General features: G+C 71.3%; 14 protein-coding genes and 1 tRNA gene. 10 read left to right on the top strand and 5 right to left on the bottom strand.

What is annotated here, in order from left to right; translation table 11 throughout:
* Positions 1-175: 175 nt before the first annotated feature.
* The gene (locus AC3EQ1_RS25285; protein ID WP_432096629.1) at positions 176-1,708 is read right to left on the bottom strand and encodes a sensor histidine kinase; all 1,533 of its coding nucleotides are present in this window, start codon (positions 1,706-1,708) and stop codon (positions 176-178) included.
* 155 nt (positions 1,709-1,863) lie between these two features.
* On the opposite strand from AC3EQ1_RS25285, the gene AC3EQ1_RS25280 reads away from it, so the two are divergent.
* The 7 genes from AC3EQ1_RS25280 to AC3EQ1_RS25250 all read left to right on the top strand — a co-directional run bounded on the left by AC3EQ1_RS25280 (position 1,864) and on the right by AC3EQ1_RS25250 (position 7,579).
* Positions 1,864-2,562 (top strand): hypothetical protein, encoded by a 699-nt coding sequence (locus AC3EQ1_RS25280; protein ID WP_432096628.1) that lies wholly within the window; start codon positions 1,864-1,866, stop codon positions 2,560-2,562.
* A 12-nt stretch (positions 2,563-2,574) separates the two neighbouring features.
* A tRNA-Gln gene (locus tag AC3EQ1_RS25275) sits at positions 2,575-2,646 on the top strand.
* A 117-nt stretch (positions 2,647-2,763) separates the two neighbouring features.
* The gene (glmU, locus tag AC3EQ1_RS25270) at positions 2,764-4,227 is read left to right on the top strand and encodes a bifunctional UDP-N-acetylglucosamine diphosphorylase/glucosamine-1-phosphate N-acetyltransferase GlmU (RefSeq protein ID WP_432096627.1); all 1,464 of its coding nucleotides are present in this window, start codon (positions 2,764-2,766) and stop codon (positions 4,225-4,227) included.
* A gap of 89 nt (positions 4,228-4,316) precedes the next feature.
* Positions 4,317-5,294, top strand: coding sequence for a ribose-phosphate diphosphokinase (locus tag AC3EQ1_RS25265; RefSeq protein WP_351506066.1), 978 nt, complete (start codon positions 4,317-4,319; stop codon positions 5,292-5,294).
* Positions 5,295-5,678: 384 nt separating this feature from the next.
* On the top strand, positions 5,679-6,272 hold the full coding sequence (locus tag AC3EQ1_RS25260; protein WP_432096626.1) for a 50S ribosomal protein L25/general stress protein Ctc: 594 nt from the start codon (positions 5,679-5,681) through the stop codon (positions 6,270-6,272).
* A 139-nt stretch (positions 6,273-6,411) separates the two neighbouring features.
* On the top strand, positions 6,412-7,002 hold the full coding sequence (gene pth, locus AC3EQ1_RS25255) for an aminoacyl-tRNA hydrolase (RefSeq protein ID WP_432096625.1): 591 nt from the start codon (positions 6,412-6,414) through the stop codon (positions 7,000-7,002).
* Between the two features lie 70 nt (positions 7,003-7,072).
* Positions 7,073-7,579 carry a hypothetical protein gene (locus AC3EQ1_RS25250; protein ID WP_432096624.1) on the top strand — a complete coding sequence of 169 codons (507 nt, stop codon included), beginning with the start codon at positions 7,073-7,075 and terminating at the stop codon, positions 7,577-7,579.
* Positions 7,580-7,950: 371 nt separating this feature from the next.
* Here AC3EQ1_RS25250 and ppc read toward each other — a convergent pair whose 3' ends face one another.
* Positions 7,951-10,686: a phosphoenolpyruvate carboxylase gene (gene ppc, locus AC3EQ1_RS25245; protein ID WP_432096623.1), complete on the bottom strand. Its 2,736-nt coding sequence runs from the start codon at positions 10,684-10,686 to the stop codon at positions 7,951-7,953.
* Positions 10,687-10,898: 212 nt separating this feature from the next.
* Here ppc and AC3EQ1_RS25240 point away from each other — a divergent pair, with 212 nt between their 5' ends.
* Complete coding sequence (locus AC3EQ1_RS25240; RefSeq protein WP_432096622.1) at positions 10,899-11,888, top strand: acyl-CoA desaturase; 990 nt, start codon at positions 10,899-10,901, stop codon at positions 11,886-11,888.
* Complete coding sequence (locus AC3EQ1_RS25235) at positions 11,885-12,571, top strand: TetR family transcriptional regulator (protein WP_351506054.1); 687 nt, start codon at positions 11,885-11,887, stop codon at positions 12,569-12,571. Before AC3EQ1_RS25240 ends, AC3EQ1_RS25235 begins: the two co-directional genes overlap by 4 nt.
* Before the next feature lie 49 nt (positions 12,572-12,620).
* On the opposite strand, the gene AC3EQ1_RS25230 is transcribed toward AC3EQ1_RS25235, so the two are convergent.
* Together AC3EQ1_RS25230 and AC3EQ1_RS25225 are read right to left on the bottom strand one after the other, a co-directional pair.
* Positions 12,621-12,980: a VOC family protein gene (locus AC3EQ1_RS25230; protein ID WP_432096621.1), complete on the bottom strand. Its 360-nt coding sequence runs from the start codon at positions 12,978-12,980 to the stop codon at positions 12,621-12,623.
* The gene (locus AC3EQ1_RS25225; protein WP_432096620.1) at positions 12,980-13,795 is read right to left on the bottom strand and encodes a trans-aconitate 2-methyltransferase; all 816 of its coding nucleotides are present in this window, start codon (positions 13,793-13,795) and stop codon (positions 12,980-12,982) included. Before AC3EQ1_RS25225 ends, AC3EQ1_RS25230 begins: the two co-directional genes overlap by 1 nt.
* Before the next feature lie 133 nt (positions 13,796-13,928).
* On the opposite strand from AC3EQ1_RS25225, the gene AC3EQ1_RS25220 reads away from it, so the two are divergent.
* Positions 13,929-14,426: a MarR family winged helix-turn-helix transcriptional regulator gene (locus AC3EQ1_RS25220; protein WP_351506050.1), complete on the top strand. Its 498-nt coding sequence runs from the start codon at positions 13,929-13,931 to the stop codon at positions 14,424-14,426.
* On the opposite strand, the gene AC3EQ1_RS25215 is transcribed toward AC3EQ1_RS25220, so the two are convergent.
* Positions 14,385-15,158, bottom strand: a complete 774-nt coding sequence (locus tag AC3EQ1_RS25215; protein WP_432096619.1) for a LuxR C-terminal-related transcriptional regulator — start codon at positions 15,156-15,158, stop codon at positions 14,385-14,387. The two genes, AC3EQ1_RS25220 and AC3EQ1_RS25215, sit on opposite strands and share 42 nt — an antisense overlap.
* Positions 15,159-15,628: the final 470 nt, after the last annotated feature.

Genomic DNA, 15,628 nt, shown 5'->3' with positions numbered 1-15,628 from the left:
CCCCCCCCCCCCCCCCCCCCCCCCCCCCCCCCCCCCCCCCCCCCCCCCCCCCCCCACCCCCGAAACCCACGACCACCCGCACCCGACAACGACACCGGCACCCGCACCGGCCCCGGCCCCGGCCCCGGCCCCGGCCCCGGCAGAAACGAACCGCCCGCGACCCCCGCACGGAACCTCACGCCGTACGCGGCGCCCCACCCCCCGCACCCACATCCACACCCGCACCCGCCCCCCGATCCGGCAGCACCGCCGACACCCGGAACCCCCCAGCCTCCGTCGGCCCCGACACGAACCCCCCGCCCAGCGCCCGCACCCGCTCCCGCATCCCCACCAGCCCGTTGCCCCCACTCGGCAGCCGCGCGTCCGAACCGCCCTCGGCAGCAGGCCCGTTCTCCACCAGCACCGCCACCTCGGCCTCCCGACGCGCCAGCCTCACCCGCGCCCGCGCCCCCGCCGCATGCTTGTGCACATTCGTCAACGCCTCCTGCACCACCCGGTACGCCGTCTGCTCCACCTGCGGCGCGTACGACCGCTCCTCCCCCTCCACCGACAGCTCCACGACCATCCCCGCCGCCCGAGACTCCCCCACCAGCGTCCCCAACTCGCTCAACTGCGGACCGTCCCCCACCGGCACCCCCGGCGACGCCCCCTCCGGCACCCCGGCCGCAGCCCCCTCGGCCACCACCGGCCGCACCGCACCCGCCGTACCCGCCGCACCCGCCGCGCCCTCCGGCGCCCCTCCACCGGCTACCACGCCCTCCGGCACCCCGGCACCAGCCGCCGCACCACCGGCACCTCCGCCCGCGGCGACGCTCCCGCCCGCAGCAGCGCCCGGCACACCCGCGCCGACCCCCTCCGGATCCGCCACGGACACCGAGCCCTCACCCGTCCGCAACACCCCCAGCATCTCCCGCAGCTCCGTCAGCGCCTGCCGCCCCATGTCCCCCACCAGAGCCGCGTTCCGCGACGCCCGCTCCGGATCCTTCAACGCCACCGCCTGCAACGCCGCCGCATGCACCACCATCAGCGACACCCGGTGCGCCACCACGTCGTGCATCTCCCGGGCGATCCGCGTCCGCTCCTCGCTCCGCGCCCACTCCGCCCGCTCCTCGGCCCGCTCCGCCAGCAGCGACAACTCCCGCTCCAGCCCGTCCGCGCGCTCCCGCAGGCTCTCCACCAGCCGGCGCCGCGCCCCGACGTACAGCCCGAGCAGCAGCGGAGGAGCGGTCAGCCCCAGCGCCATCAGCACCGAGACCAGCACCGTCACCCAGACCGGCGGCGCATAGCCCTCCTGCTGCACGTCCTGGTGGAAACGGATGAACGTGATCAGCAGCGTGCCCGCCAGCGACATCCCCGCCACCGCGACCGTCACCCGGCGCGGCACCTCCGAGGCGGCCAGCGTGTACAGCGCGACGATGCCGAGCAGAAAGCCCATCTCCGCCGGGATCACCGCGATCGAGACCAGCACCACCGCGACCGGCCACCGCCGCCGCAGCACCAGCGACGCCCCCGCCACCAGCCCCAGCAGCACCCCGAGCGTGACCGGAATCCGTACCTCGTGTGCGAAGGCCACCCCCTCGAACACGCACTCCACGGCAGCGACGACGGCGAGCACGATGTCCAGCACCATGCTCCGCCGTCTGGCCCACCACCACGGCCCTCCCGGCGCCTGGGCACCGCTCCCCGTGACTACCCCCGTTGTGGTCATACGCACCAGCGTACGGGCGGGCCCCGGTGAATTCCGGGTCCCCGTCGGCACGGACAACCCCGGTGAACGCCTGCCATATCCATGACTTTCACCCGAAACAATGAATCGGGCAGATTTTCGATACATGGCGGGGAACGCACCGACAGGCTGAGCATATGGTTCAAGCCAAAACCGAATTACGGGAACGCGCCCGGGAACTCCGCCGGGCAGGAGAGACGTACGACGTGATCGCGGCCCGGCTGGGCGTCTCGAAGAGCTCGGTCTCACTCTGGGTCCGGGACCTCCCGAGGCCCGACCGCCGCACCGGCCACGCCCGTCTGATGGCCGAGGCCCGCTGGGCACCCCACCGGCGAGCGCGGGACATCACCCGCCAGCAGACGAAACTCGCGGCCGCACAGCAGGTCGGCCGGCTCACCGACCGGGAGCTGTTCCTGGTCGGGGTGGGTCTCTACTGGTCGGAGGGGACGAAGTCCAAGCCGCACCGCACGGATGAGTCCGTCGCCTTCATCAACAGCGACCCCGACATGATCCGCGTCTTTCTGTCATGGCTCGACCTGCTGGGCGTGCGCACCGAGGACCGGCAGTTCCGGGTCATGATCCACGAGTCGGCCGACGTGGCCGCGGCGGAGCGCTTCTGGGCGGAACTGGTCGGCACACCGGTCTCCGACTTCGGCAGAACGACGCTCAAGAAGCACAATCCCAGGACCACTCGGAAGAACACCGGAGAGAACTACCGGGGCTGTCTGATCGTCCGGGTGCGGCGCGGAGCCGACCTTTACCGTCGCATCGAGGGCTGGTGGTACGGCATAGTGGTGGGGGCTCCAGCCGGCCAGCCGATCAAGCGTCCGGTTTAGCCCGTTTTACCATCCGCCGTAGTGTAATAGGCAGCACTGGGTCTTTTGGTGTCCTCAGTCCGGGTTCGAGTCCTGGCGGCGGAGCTCAATGTCCGAGCCTGCGGGTCCTGACCGTTTCCGGTCGGGACCCGCCCGCGTTTCCGGCCCGAATCACCCCGGTATCCTGCGGGTGTCCACCACCCGAAGCCGAAGGGCACACCCGTGAGCGCCAACCGCCCGGCAGCCGTCGTCGTTCTCGCAGCGGGTGAGGGCACCCGCATGAAGTCGGCGACCCCCAAGGTCCTGCACTCCCTCTGCGGTCGCTCCCTCGTCGGCCACGTCGTCGCCGCGTCCCGTGAGCTCGACCCGGAGCACCTCGTCGTGGTCGTCGGCCACGCCCGTGAGCAGGTCTCCGCCCATCTCGCCGAGATCGACCCCGCCACCCGTACCGCCGTTCAGCACGAGCAGAACGGCACCGGCCACGCGGTCCGCATGGGCCTGGAGGAGCTGGCCGGAGGCGGTGACGCGGCACCGGTCGGCGGCACCGTGGTCGTCGTCTGCGGCGACACCCCGCTGCTGACCGGGGAGACGCTCCAGCGGCTCTCCGACGTCCACTCCGCCGACGGCAACGCCGTCACCGTGCTCACCGCCGAGGTCCCCGACTCCACCGGCTACGGCCGCATCGTGCGGGACCCCGCGGACGGCGCGGTCACCGCGATCGTCGAGCACAAGGACGCCACCGAGGCGCAGCGCGCGATCACCGAGATCAATTCGGGGGTGTTCGCGTTCGACGGCGCGCTGCTGTCGGATGCGCTGGGGAAGGTCCGTACGGACAACAGCCAGGGTGAGGAGTACCTCACGGATGTGCTCGGCATCCTGCGGGAGGCGGGGCACCGGGTGGGGGCCGCGGTGGCGGCGGACCACCGGGAGATCCTGGGGATCAACAACCGGGTGCAGCTCTCGGAGGCCCGCCGGCTGCTGAACGAGCGGCTGCTGCGCGGGGCGATGCTGAGTGGCGTGACGGTGGTGGATCCGGCGTCGACCTGGGTGGACGCGTCGGTGACGTTCGAGCCGGACGTGGTGGTGCATCCGGGGACGCAGCTGCACGGTGCGACGCATCTGGCCGCGGGCGCCGAGGTGGGGCCGGGCTGCACGCTGACGGACACGGTGGTCGGCGAGGGCGCCCGGGTGATCAATACGGTGGCGGACGGTGCGCACGTCGGTGCGGAGGCGAACGTGGGGCCGTACGCGTATCTGCGGCCGGGGACGCGGCTGGGCCGGAAGGCGAAGGCCGGCACGTATGTGGAGATGAAGAATGCCGAGATCGGGGAGGGCGCGAAGGTGCCGCATCTCTCCTATGTCGGTGACGCCACGATCGGTGAGTACACCAATATCGGTGCGGCGAGTGTGTTCGTGAATTATGACGGAGAGCACAAGCACCACACGACGGTGGGCTCGCATTGCAGGACGGGCTCGGACAATATGTTTGTGGCTCCGGTCACGGTCGGGGACGGTGCCTACACCGCTGCCGGCTCGGTGATCACCAAGGATGTGCCCCCGGGTGCGCTGGCGGTCGCGCGCGGCCAGCAGCGCAATATCGAGGGTTGGGTCGCTCGTAAGCGCCCGGGGAGTGCCGCCGCGCAGGCCGCTTCGGCTGCTCGCAAGGAGCCTGACGGCGAGCAGTGACCGTCAAAGGGTGCGCCGTGCGGGGCGTACCGTGATAAGCACACGAAAAGTGTCCCCACCATTTTTCAGCTGGCAAGGAGACTGTTGCTGTGACCGGGATCAAGACGACCGGCGAGAAGAAGTTGATGCTCTTCTCCGGCCGCGCCCACCCAGAGCTGGCCGAGGAGGTCGCGCACCAACTGGGTGTGGGCCTGGTCCCGACGAAGGTTTTCGACTTCGCCAACGGTGAGATCTATGTCCGCTACCAGGAGTCGGCGCGTGGCGCGGACTGCTTCCTGATGCAGAGCCACACGGCTCCCATCAATAAGTGGATCATGGAGCAGTTGATCATGATTGACGCTCTGAAGCGGGCTTCCGCGCGGAGCATCACGGTGATCCTTCCGTTCTTCGGTTATGCCCGTCAGGACAAGAAGCACCGTGGCCGCGAGCCGATTTCGGCGCGTCTGGTGGCGGACCTGCTGAAGACGGCGGGTGCGGACCGGGTACTCACGGTCGACCTGCACACCGACCAGATCCAGGGCTTCTTCGACGGCCCGGTGGACCACCTCTTCGCGCTGCCGGTCCTGGCGGACTACGTGGGCGCCAAGGTGGACCGGTCGAAGCTGACCGTGGTGTCGCCGGACGCGGGCCGGGTGCGGGTGGCGGACCGGTGGTGCGACCGGCTGGGCGCGCCGCTGGCGATCGTGCACAAGCGGCGGGACAAGGACGTCGCGAACCAGGTGACGGTGCACGAGGTCGTCGGTGATGTCGAGGGCCGGGTGTGCGTCCTGGTCGACGACATGATCGACACCGGTGGCACGATCTGCGCCGCGGCGGACGCGCTGTTCGCGAACGGTGCGGAGGACGTCATCGTGACGGCGACGCACGGTGTGCTGTCGGGTCCGGCGGCGGACCGGCTGAAGAATTCGAAGGTGAGCGAGTTCGTCTTCACGAACACCCTGCCGACGCCGGGTGAGCTGGAGCTGGACAAGATCACGGTGCTGTCGATGGCGCCGACGATCGCGCGTGCGGTGCGTGAGGTGTTCGAGGACGGTTCGGTGACGAGCCTCTTCGAGGAGCAGGCCTGACGGTGCCGCCCGCCTGACGGTGCTGCTCCCTGACGGTGCCTGCTGCCCGACGGTGTCTGCTGCCTGAGGTGCCGGCCGCGGCTGTCGCCGAGTGCGGCTGCCGGTGGGCGTGAGCCTTGCGGGAAGCCCCCGGGGCCGGAGTTCTGCACTCCGGCCCCGGGGGCTTCCCGTGTGTCCGGGGTCCTGTCGCGATACCCCCGGATGATCGGTTTGGGGGGCGACCGGGCGGCCGGGTAGAATCACCGGGTTGCTCGGCGAGGGACACCGCTTCACATGAGTGGTGGTCCGTTATCGACGCGCTCTTCGTAGCAGGTCTGTCGTGGGCCGGGTGACGGCCGTCGGATCCATGCTTCCCCGGAAGCACCACCTGCGAGGAGCGCAGTCATGGCTGAGTACAAGATTTCCGCTGAGGCCCGTACGGAGTTCGGCAAGGGTGCTTCCCGCCGCAACCGTGTCGTCGGCAAGGTCCCGGGTGTCATCTACGGTCACGGCGCCGAGCCGTCGCACGTGCTGATCCCGGCGCACGACCTGATGATGGCCCTGAAGACCCCGAACGTCCTGATCAACCTGCAGGTCGACGGCAAGTCCCAGCTCGTCATCCCGAAGGCCGTCCAGCGTGAGGCCATCCGTGGCTTCCTGGTCCACATCGACCTGCTGGTCGTGCGGAAGGGCGAGAAGGTCACCGTCGAGGTCCCGATCCACGTCGAGGGCGACCTGGCGCCGGGCGGCAACCTGCTCGAGCACGTGCTGAACGCGCTGCCGGTCGAGACCGAGGCGACCCACATCCCGGAGGGCGTCACCGTCTCCGTCGAGGGCCTCGAGGCCGGTGCCTCGATCCACGCCAAGGACATCGACCTGCCGAAGGGCACCTCCCTGGCCGTCGAGGAGGACGCGGTGGTCCTCCAGGTTCTGGCCGCGCAGGCCGAGGAGCCGGCGGGCGAGGAGGCCGAGGAGGGCGAAGAGGCCGCCGAGGCCTGATCGTCCCGGATACTTCCGAGGTGTCGGCAGCCGCCCCGCTCCGCTGGAGCGGGGCGGCTGTCGTGCAGGGCGGCCGGAGCGGGGCACCGTACGATCCGGCCGGTACGGGACGGTTCGATCCGCAGCAGGAGAGACGTAGATGAGCGACGTGGACAGCCCCTGGCTCGTGGTGGGTCTGGGCAATCCGGGGCCGGAGTACGCGGCGAACCGTCACAATGTGGGCTTCATGGTGGCGGATCTGCTGGCGGAGCGGATCGGCGGCCGGTTCAAGGCGCACAAGTCGCGTGCGCAGGTGGTGGAGGGGCGGTTCGGCCCGCCGGGGCCGTCGAGCCGCCGGGTGATCGTGGCGAAGCCGATGTCGTTCATGAATCTGTCGGGCGGCCCGGTGTCGGCGCTGCGGGACTTCTACAAGGTGCCGCTCGCCCATGTCGTGGCGGTCCACGACGAGCTGGACATCGACTACGGGGCGCTGCGGCTGAAGCTGGGCGGCGGGGACAACGGCCACAACGGCCTGAAGTCGATCACGAAGGCGCAGGGTCCGGACTACCACCGGGTGCGGTTCGGGATCGGGCGGCCGCCGGGCCGGATGGACGTGGCGTCGTTCGTGCTGAAGGACTTCTCCGGGACGGAGCGCAAGGAGCTGGGGTACTTCGTGGACCGGGCGGCGGACGCGGTGGAGGGTCTGATGCTGGACGGTCTGGAGCGAGCCCAGGGTACGTACAACTCTTAAGGGGACAGCCCCGCCCAAGGTGCAGACCTGAGGTTGACCCAGCGCTCAGCTATGGCCAAGGATCGCCGCCATGGTCAGATCCACGACGAAGCGCAGCCGGGTGAGACGGGCGGGCGAGAGCGCCTTCGGACTGCTGCTGCTCGGCAGGAATCTGCTGATGGCGGCGATCGCCCTGGTCATTCTGGTGGCGGGGGTCTGGACGTCGTGGGGGACGGCGCAGTACGCGATGCTGACGAAGGGCCGGGAGCTGGGCACGATGACGGTGGCCCGGTGCGGTGAGAAGGCGTGCACGGGCCCGTTCGTGGCGACGGGGTCCGGCGAGGACCGGCGGAAGGTGTCGGTCGACGAGGCGGTCACGCACCGGGAGGGCGAGCGGCTGCTCGTCGCGGTGAAGCCGGGCACGGACGAGGTGGTGCGGACCGGCTGGGGCGGGGTGCTGCACGCCTGGGTTCCGCTGGCGGGCGCGCTGATGCTGGCCGCCGTGGTGGTGGCGGGCGGCCTGCGGATGCGCCGGACGGCGTGGGTGCTGGGTCTCGTGGGTGTGGCGGTGATGGGCGCGTCGTTCGCGGTGCTCTGAACAGCCATCCCTGGGCACCCATCCCTGAGCACCCATCCCCGGGCACACAGCCCCGGGCCCACATCCCTGAGCGCACATCCTTGGGAACACATCCTTGGGAACCCTTGGGAACACATCCCCGGGCACACAACCCTGAGCGCGCACCCCGGAGCGCGCATCGCTGCACACGCTCCCTGAGTGCCGGCCCCTCTGACCGCACGTCACCGAGCGCGCACCGCTCCGAGCCCGCGCCCCCGAGCGCGCACCGCTCCGAACACGCGTAGGCGAGCGCGCCTCGCTGCACACCTCCCCCACGGGTGGATCACCCACCGGCACGCATCAGGGGCCGGCCCACCCGGGCCGGCCCCTGATCCTTTCCGCTCGGAGGCGCGTCAGCCGGTGTTGCGGAGGCCGGCCGCCACGCCGTTGACGGTGAGCAGCAGGGCGCGGGAGAGCAGCGGGTCGGGCTCCTCGCCGCGCTCGGTCTCGCCGCGCTGCCGGTGGAGCAGGGAGACCTGGAGGTAGGAGATCGGGTCGAGGTAGGCGTCGCGGACGCGGAAGGTCTGCTGGAGCTCGGGGTGGGAGTCGAGGAGTTCCGTGCCGCCGGTGATGCGGAGGACTTCCTTGACGGTGAGCTCGTGCTCGGCCCGGATGACGTCGAAGACGTGCTTGAGGTCGTCGGGGACGAGGGTGTCGACGTAGTGCTGGGCGATCCGCAGATCGGTCTTGGCCAGGGTCATTTCGACGTTGGACAGGAAGTTGCGGAAGAAGTGCCAGTGCTGGTGCATCTCGTCGATGACGGTGTCCAGGCCGGCTTCCCGTGCGGCCTTGAGGCCCGATCCGACGCCGAACCAGCCGGGGACGATCTGCCGGGACTGGGTCCAGCCGAACACCCACGGGATGGCCCGCAGCCCGTCGAGTCCGGCGCCGCTGTCGGGGCGCCGGGAGGGCCGGGAGCCCAGGTGCAGGTCGGCGAGCTGGTCGACGGGGGTGGAGGCGAAGAAGTACGCGGGGAGGTCCGGGTCCTCGACGAGCCGGCGGTAGGCGCTGTGGGCGGCGTCGGAGACGGTGTCCATGGCCGCGTCCCAGCGGGTCAGCGCCTCGTCGGACTGGCGGGGCGCGGTGTGCAGCGCGGAGGCCTGGAGGGTGGCGGCGACGGTGAGTTCCAGGTTCTCCCGGGCCAGGGACGGCACGAGGTACTTGTCGGAGATGACCTCGCCCTGCTCGGTGACCTTGATCTCGCCGTCGAGGGTGCCCCACGGCTGGGCGAGGATCGCGTCGTGGGAGGGGCCGCCGCCGCGGCCGACGGTGCCGCCGCGGCCGTGGAAGAGGCGCAGCCGCACGCCGTAGCGGTGGGCGACGTCGCGGAGCCGGCGCTGGGCGCGGTGGATCTCCCACTGGGAGGTGGTGATGCCGCCGAACTTGGAGGAGTCGGAGTAGCCGAGCATCACTTCCTGGACGTCGCCGCGGAGGGCGACGAGCCGCCGGTAGGAGGGGTCGGCGAGCATCTCGTCGAGGATGCGGTCGGCTTCCTTGAGCTCGTCGGTGGTCTCCAGCAGGGGGACGATGCCGATCCTGGCCCAGCCGGCGTGGAGGTCGACGAGTCCGGCCTCGCGGGCGAGGACGGCGGCGGCGAAGACGTCGTCGGCGCCCTGGCACATGGAGATGATGTAGGACTCGACGACCTCGGGGCCGAACTGTTCGAGGGCTTCGCCGATGGTGGTGAACACGCCGAGGGTCTTGGCGCCGCCGGCGTCGAGCGGGGCGTGCTGCGGGGCGAGCGGGCGGCGGGAGCGGAGCTCCTTGGCGAGGAGCTTGCGCCGGTAGTCGCGCGGCATGTCGGCGTACCGCCAGGACTCCTCGCCGAGCCGGTCGAAGAGCTGGCCGAGGGCGTGGTGGTGGGCGTCGGCGTGTTCGCGGACGTCCATGGTGGCGAGCTGGAGCCCGAAGGCGGCCAGGGTGCGGATGGTGCGGTCCATGCGGCCGTCGGCGAACAGCCCGCCGCGGTGGGCGCGCAGGGATTCCTGGACGAGGGTGAGGTCGTCGAGGAGTTCGGCGGTGCCGAGGTAGTCGCGGCCCGGCTCGTGGGGGGTGCCCTTGGCGAGCCGTTCGCGGGTGTTGAGGAGCTTCTGCCGGATGCAGGTGACCTTGAGCCGGTAGGGCTCCTCGGAGTTGAGGCGCTTGTAGCGGGGGCTGATCTCGGGGAGCAGCTCCAGGTCGGTGCGGAGCGAGGTGGTGAGTTCCTCGGTGGCGCCGGTGTAGCGGATGGAGTTGGAGAGCAGGCCGCGGAGCTGGTCGACGAGTTCCAGGGCGTCGGAGATGCCGTGCTCGTGCTGGAGGATCAGCACCTCGCGGGTGACGGCGGGGGTGACGTTGGGGTTGCCGTCGCGGTCGCCGCCGATCCAGGTGCCGAAGGTGAGGGGGCGGGTGCCGGACGGCAGCTCGACGCCGACCCGGTCCAGCTCGGCGGCGAGGTCCTCCAGGACGTCGCCGACGGCTCCGGCGTGCAGCTCGTCGAGGTAGTAGATGGCGTTGCGGGCCTCGTCGGCGGGCTCGGGACGGGCGACGCGGAGTTCGTCGGTCTGCCAGACGAGGTCGATGTTCTCGGCGAGGCGGAGGTCGGCGCGGCGGCGGTCGCCGCCGTCCGCGGGCTCCTCCAGCAGGGCGGCGATCCGGCGGAGCTTGTTGAGGACGCTGCGGCGGGCGGCCTCGGTGGGGTGTGCGGTGAAGACGGGGCGCACCGTGAGATGCGCCACGGTGGCCCGCAGGTGCTCGGGGTCGGCGTCCTTGAGCCGGTCGGCGGTGCGGGCGAGGAGGCCGCCCTCGGCGGCGCGGCGGGCGCGGAGCTCCTTGCCGCGGTGGACCTGCTCGGTCACGTTCGCGAGGTGAAAGTAGGTGGAGAACGCCCGTACGAGCTTGCCGGCGGTCTCCAGGTCGGTCTCCCCGAGCAGCTGCGCGGCGGCCTCACCGTCCGTACGGGTGAGGGCACGCACACGTTCGACGAGGTCGAGGAGTGCGGGGCCCTCCTGGCGCACGAGGGTTTCCCCGAGCAGGTCTCCCAGGCGGCGGATATCGGCTCGCAGCGTGGCGTTGTCGCTGGTCTCGGGGGTGATGTCGGCACTGCTCACAGGTGCGGCTCCTTGCAGGGGATGAGCACGTCTGGCGGGGTGCGGACCGCGCTGTCCGACGGTCACCAGGATAGGTGGCCGCTGCCACGCCGTTTCACAGCCCTCTTGCCCGTTCATCGAGCCCTGCCATACTTACGAAGCCGTAGGTTACGGTTCCGTAGCTACATTCCGTTTCCATAGCCCGAGCTTCCAGCCCGACGAGGGACGCCCGCATGACCACAAGCCCCGATGTGATCGACGACGCCCCGACGTCCGCCGACACCGACCTCGCCACGCTCGGCGGGGACAGCAAGAGATCGATCGAGCAGCTCGCCCTGCTGCTGTTCATCACGGTTCCGTTTGTGGCGCTCGTCGCCGCGGTTCCGCTGGCCTGGGGATGGGGGGTGAGCTGGCTGGACCTGGGCCTGATGGTGTTCATGTACTACCTGGGGTGCCACGGGATCACGATCGGTTTCCACCGGTATTTCACCCACGGATCCTTCAAGGCGAAGCGCCCGCTGCGGATCGCGCTGGCGATCGCCGGGTCGATGGCGGTCGAGGGGCCGCTGGTGCGCTGGGTGGCCGATCACCGCAGGCACCACAAGTTCTCCGACGCCGAGGGCGACCCGCATTCGCCGTGGCGGTTCGGCGAGACGGTGCCCGCGCTGATGAAGGGCCTGTGGTGGGCCCACATCGCATGGATGTTCGACGAGGAGCAGACGCCGCAGCAGAAGTACGCCCCGGACCTGGTCAAGGACCCGGCGATCCGCCGGATCTCCCGCCAGTTCGTCTACTGGACCGCGCTGTCGCTGGCGCTGCCGCCGCTGGTGGGCGGCCTGGTGACGTGGTCCTGGCAGGGCGCGCTCACCGCGTTCTTCTGGGGCTCGCTGGTCCGGGTCGCGCTGCTGCACCACGTGACGTGGTCGATCAACTCGATCTGCCACGCGGTCGGCAAGCGGCCGTTCAAGTCCCGGGACAAGTCGGGCAACGTCTGGTGGCTGGCCGTGCTGTCGTGCGGTGAGTCGTGGCACAACCTGCACCACGCGGACCCGACCTCCGCCCGGCACGGCGTGATGCGCGGGCAGATCGACTCCAGCGCCCGGATCATCCGCTGGTTCGAGAAGCTGGGCTGGGCGTACGACGTCCGCTGGCCGACCGCCGAGCGCATCGACTCCCGCCGCAACACCGCCCCGGGCAAGGCCGAGGACGCGAAGGCGGCATGATTGACGGCGTGGCGATCGACAGCAGCAGTGAGAAGGACCGGGCCTCCGCCTCCGGAGGCCGCCGCGCCCGCCGGGTGCGGATGACCGGCAAGGAACGCCGGGAGCAGCTGCTGGACATCGGCCGCACGCTCTTCGCCGAGAAGGGCTTCGAGGGCACGTCGGTGGAGGAGATCGCGGCGAAGGCCGGGGTGTCCAAGCCGGTGGTCTACGAGCACTTCGGCGGCAAGGAGGGGCTGTACGCCGTTGTGGTGGACCGCGAGATGCGGCAGCTGCTGGACATGGTGACCGGGGCGCTGACCGCGGGCCACCCCCGGGAGCTGCTGGAACAGGCGGCGTTCGCGCTGCTGGACTACATCGAGACCTACACCGACGGCTTCCGCATTCTGGTGCGGGATTCCCCGGTCGCCCAGTCCACGGGCACCTTCGCCTCCCTGATCAGCGATATCGCCACGCAGGTCGAGGACATTCTGGGGCTGGAGTTCAAGGCCCGGGGCTTCGAGCCGAAGCTGGCGCCGCTGTACGCGCAGGCGCTGGTCGGCATGGTGGCGCTGACCGGCCAGTGGTGGCTGGATGTGCGGAAGCCGAAGAAGGCCGAGGTGGCGGCGCATCTGGTGAATCTGGCCTGGCACGGCCTGGACGGCCTGGAGCCCAAGCCCCGGCTCGTCGGTCACCGGCGGAACTGAGGCGGTACCGGGAGCCGGGGCGGTGTCGGTGCGGTGCCCCGGGCCGTGGCTATCCGGCCTCAAGGAACTCCAGGCGGTTGCCGACCGGGTCCTCGGAGTAGAAGCGCCGGTGGCCGGGGAGGCCGTCGTCCCAGTGCACGGGGGCTCCTGCGGCGGCGAGGCGGCTGCCGAGGGCGTCGATTCCCACGACCCGCAGGCCCGGGTGGGCCTTCCGCCCCGGCCGGAAACCGGCTTCGACTCCTAAGTGCAGCTGCACCGCGCCGGCGGCGAACCAGCAACCGCCGCGGGCGGCGAGCACCGGCGGTTTCGGGACCTCGGTCATGCCGAGCACCCCCGAGTAGAAGGCACGCAGGAGGTCCTCGCTGCCGGGCGGGGCGGCCAGTTGGACATGGTCGACGGCGCTGATCATCAGGCGATCCTCCGGGCGACGGCGAAGATCCGCCGGAAGGGGAAGACCGTGCCGTGCGGGCCGGGCGGGTAGGCCTTGCGGAGCAGGTCGCGGTACTGGCCGAGGAATTCCTCGCGGGCCGGCCCGTCGTCGGCGAGGACGGTGAGCACCGGCCGCAGGGCGGTGCCCTTCACCCAGTCCAGGACGGGGTCCTCCCCCTGGAGCAGCTGGATGTAGGTGGTCTCCCAGGCGTCGGCGTCGAAGCCGAGGTCGGTGAGCCGGGTCAGGTACTCCCAGGGTTCGAGGACGTGGACGAAGCGCCGTCCGTGGCTGCCGAGCCGGTCCCGCCACTGGGGGGTGTCGCAGAGTTCGCCGAGCAGCGCGTGGCTGGGGGAGACGAAGTTGCCGGGGACCTGGAAGGCGAGGACGCCGCCGGGAACGAGGGCGTCGGCCCAGGCGGGGAAGGACTCGGTGTGCCGGGGGACCCACTGGAGGGCGGCGTTGGAGACGATCAGGTCGTACGGCTCCTCGGGGGCCCAGCGGGCGGCGTCGGCGGCGCGGAAGTCGAGGCTGCCGCCGCCCGGGGTGGGACCTGCGTACCGGGCGGCCCGGGCGAGCATGTCGGCGGAGTTGTCGAGCCCGGTGATGCGGGCGTCGGGCCAGCGGTCGGCGAGCAGGGTGGTGACGTTGCCGGGGCCGCAGCCGAGGTCGGCGATGCGGGCCGGACGGTTGCCGGACGGCAGCTCGGGTATGCGGTGGAGCAGGTCGTGGAACGGGCGGGTCCGATGGCCGGAGTGGCGCAGGTACTGATCCGGGTCCCATATGGGTTCTGGCACAGGTGTTGCCCCCTTGCTGAGCGGACGGGCCGGAAGCGGAATCGCTTCACGCGCCGACGATGCCCATACGTTGACCAGAGTATCTCTTGACGTCAAGAGACTTCACGTCGACAGACCTACTACACTGATCGCCATGGAGGACGAGGTCGATCGGCTGGTCGCGGCGTGGCGCCGGGAGCGCCCTGATCTCGACGTGGAACCCCTGGAGGTGCTGAGCCGGGTCAGCCGGCTCGCGCGGCACCTCGACCGGGCCCGTCGGCTGGCGTTCGCCGAGCACGGCCTGGAGCCCTGGGAGTTCGACGTGCTCACCGCACTGCGTCGGGCCGGGACCCCGTACCAGCTCTCGCCGGGGCAGTTGCTCACCCAGACCCTGGTCACCTCCGGCACCATGACCAACCGCATCGACCGGCTCGCCAAGAAGGGCCTGGTCGAGCGGCTTCCCGACCCCAGCGACCGGCGCGGTGTGCTGGTCCGGCTGACCGCGGAGGGGCAGGACCGTGCCGACCGCTCCCTGGCCGGGCTGCTCGACCAGGAACGAGCCATCCTCGCCCGGCTGTCCCGCGGCGAGCAGGGCGAACTGGCGGGTCTGCTACGCCAGTTGACCGCCCCGTTCGACAACGTCCCCGGCTAGGTCGACGGGTCCCACGCCGGCCCGGCGGGCCAGTGCCACCGCCGCGAGGGTGGAGTGCACCCCGAGTTTGCCCAGCACGTTCTGCATATGGGTGCGGACCGTGTGCGGGGAGAGGAAGAGGCGCTCGGCCACGGCCTTCCGGCCCAGCCCGGCCACCATGCAGCGCAGCACCTCGCGCTCCCGCGGGGTCAGCGACTCCACCAGCCGCTCGCTCTCCGTCCGGTGCTTGCGGGCCGCGGTCAACTCCCGCAGCACACCGGTGAGCAGGGCCGGCGGCAGATGTGTCTCCTCCCGCAGCACCCCGCGGATGACGGAGAGCAGCCGGGACAGTGAGCAGTCCTTGGCGACCCAGCCGGAGGCACCGGCCTGGAGGGCCGCGGCGGCGCGGCGCGGGTCGTCGCGCTCGGCGATGACCACGGTGCGCACCCCCGGCTGGCCCGAACGGACCCCGGCGACCAGCGATATCCCGTCCACCGCGCCCTCGCCGACGGCCTCGGGCACCGTGCCGAAGGCTGCGCGGCCGTCCGGGGGCGGGCCGGCGCCGAGGTCGGCGTCGACCAGCAGGACGTCGAACCGGCGCCCCTCCGAGGCCGCGCGGTCCAGACAGCGCAGCGCGGCGGGACCGCTGCCGGCCGCCGACACCTCCACATCCGGCTCGGCCGCCAGGGCCGCGGCGAGCGACTCGGCGAAGATGCGGTGGTCGTCCACCACCAGGACCCGGATCCGTGACATAAAGCCCCCATGTCTCGGGGTGACGGGCAGAGTGGGTACGGCGCACGTGACGGAGAACCACATGGGTCGCACGGCCGCCGCCGTGCTGTGACTGCCCCGCCCCGGGCGCCGTACCGACTGTCTCGCCCCCTGAACAGCACCGGCCCCCACCGGTGCTGAGCATCAGAGTACGGCGGCTCCGGTGCGAGGGAAGGCGATTGGGAAAACTGTTTGCGCTGGCCGCCCAGGGTGAGCCGGATCCCCGGCCCCGGGTCACCGCCGGCCGGCGCCCGCCGGACGCCGGTCCCGGAACGGCGGGGCGCGACGGATACGGGGCTCTCCCCGGGGTGTCCACGGTGTCCAACGCGCCGGGCAACCCGCCGAGGGCGCGGGGCGCGGCAGGCGTCCCGGCGTTCGCACGTGGTCCCAACGGGTGGGCGCGTCTCTGTCGCCCCCGGCGCGCCGCTCGGGAGAAACGGCCCTCCGCGGCG

The organism is Streptomyces sp. bgisy100 (assembly GCF_057709105.1).
The sequence above is the reverse complement of the archived record's forward strand: the minus strand, read 5'-3'. Positions and strand labels throughout refer to the sequence as shown.

What these genes read in the sequence shown, in the direction of transcription:
- AC3EQ1_RS25285 (WP_432096629.1), bottom strand. Translation starts at nt 1,708, where the DNA reads ATGACCACAACGGGGGTAGTCACGGGGAGCGGTGCCCAGGCGCCGGGA.
- AC3EQ1_RS25280 (WP_432096628.1), top strand. Translation starts at nt 1,864, where the DNA reads ATGGTTCAAGCCAAAACCGAATTACGGGAACGCGCCCGGGAACTCCGC.
- AC3EQ1_RS25260 (WP_432096626.1), top strand. Translation starts at nt 5,679, where the DNA reads ATGGCTGAGTACAAGATTTCCGCTGAGGCCCGTACGGAGTTCGGCAAG.
- pth (WP_432096625.1), top strand. Translation starts at nt 6,412, where the DNA reads ATGAGCGACGTGGACAGCCCCTGGCTCGTGGTGGGTCTGGGCAATCCG.
- AC3EQ1_RS25250 (WP_432096624.1), top strand. Translation starts at nt 7,073, where the DNA reads ATGGTCAGATCCACGACGAAGCGCAGCCGGGTGAGACGGGCGGGCGAG.
- AC3EQ1_RS25240 (WP_432096622.1), top strand. Translation starts at nt 10,899, where the DNA reads ATGACCACAAGCCCCGATGTGATCGACGACGCCCCGACGTCCGCCGAC.
- AC3EQ1_RS25235 (WP_351506054.1), top strand. Translation starts at nt 11,885, where the DNA reads ATGATTGACGGCGTGGCGATCGACAGCAGCAGTGAGAAGGACCGGGCC.
- AC3EQ1_RS25230 (WP_432096621.1), bottom strand. Translation starts at nt 12,980, where the DNA reads ATGATCAGCGCCGTCGACCATGTCCAACTGGCCGCCCCGCCCGGCAGC.
- AC3EQ1_RS25220 (WP_351506050.1), top strand. Translation starts at nt 13,929, where the DNA reads ATGGAGGACGAGGTCGATCGGCTGGTCGCGGCGTGGCGCCGGGAGCGC.
- AC3EQ1_RS25215 (WP_432096619.1), bottom strand. Translation starts at nt 15,158, where the DNA reads ATGTCACGGATCCGGGTCCTGGTGGTGGACGACCACCGCATCTTCGCC.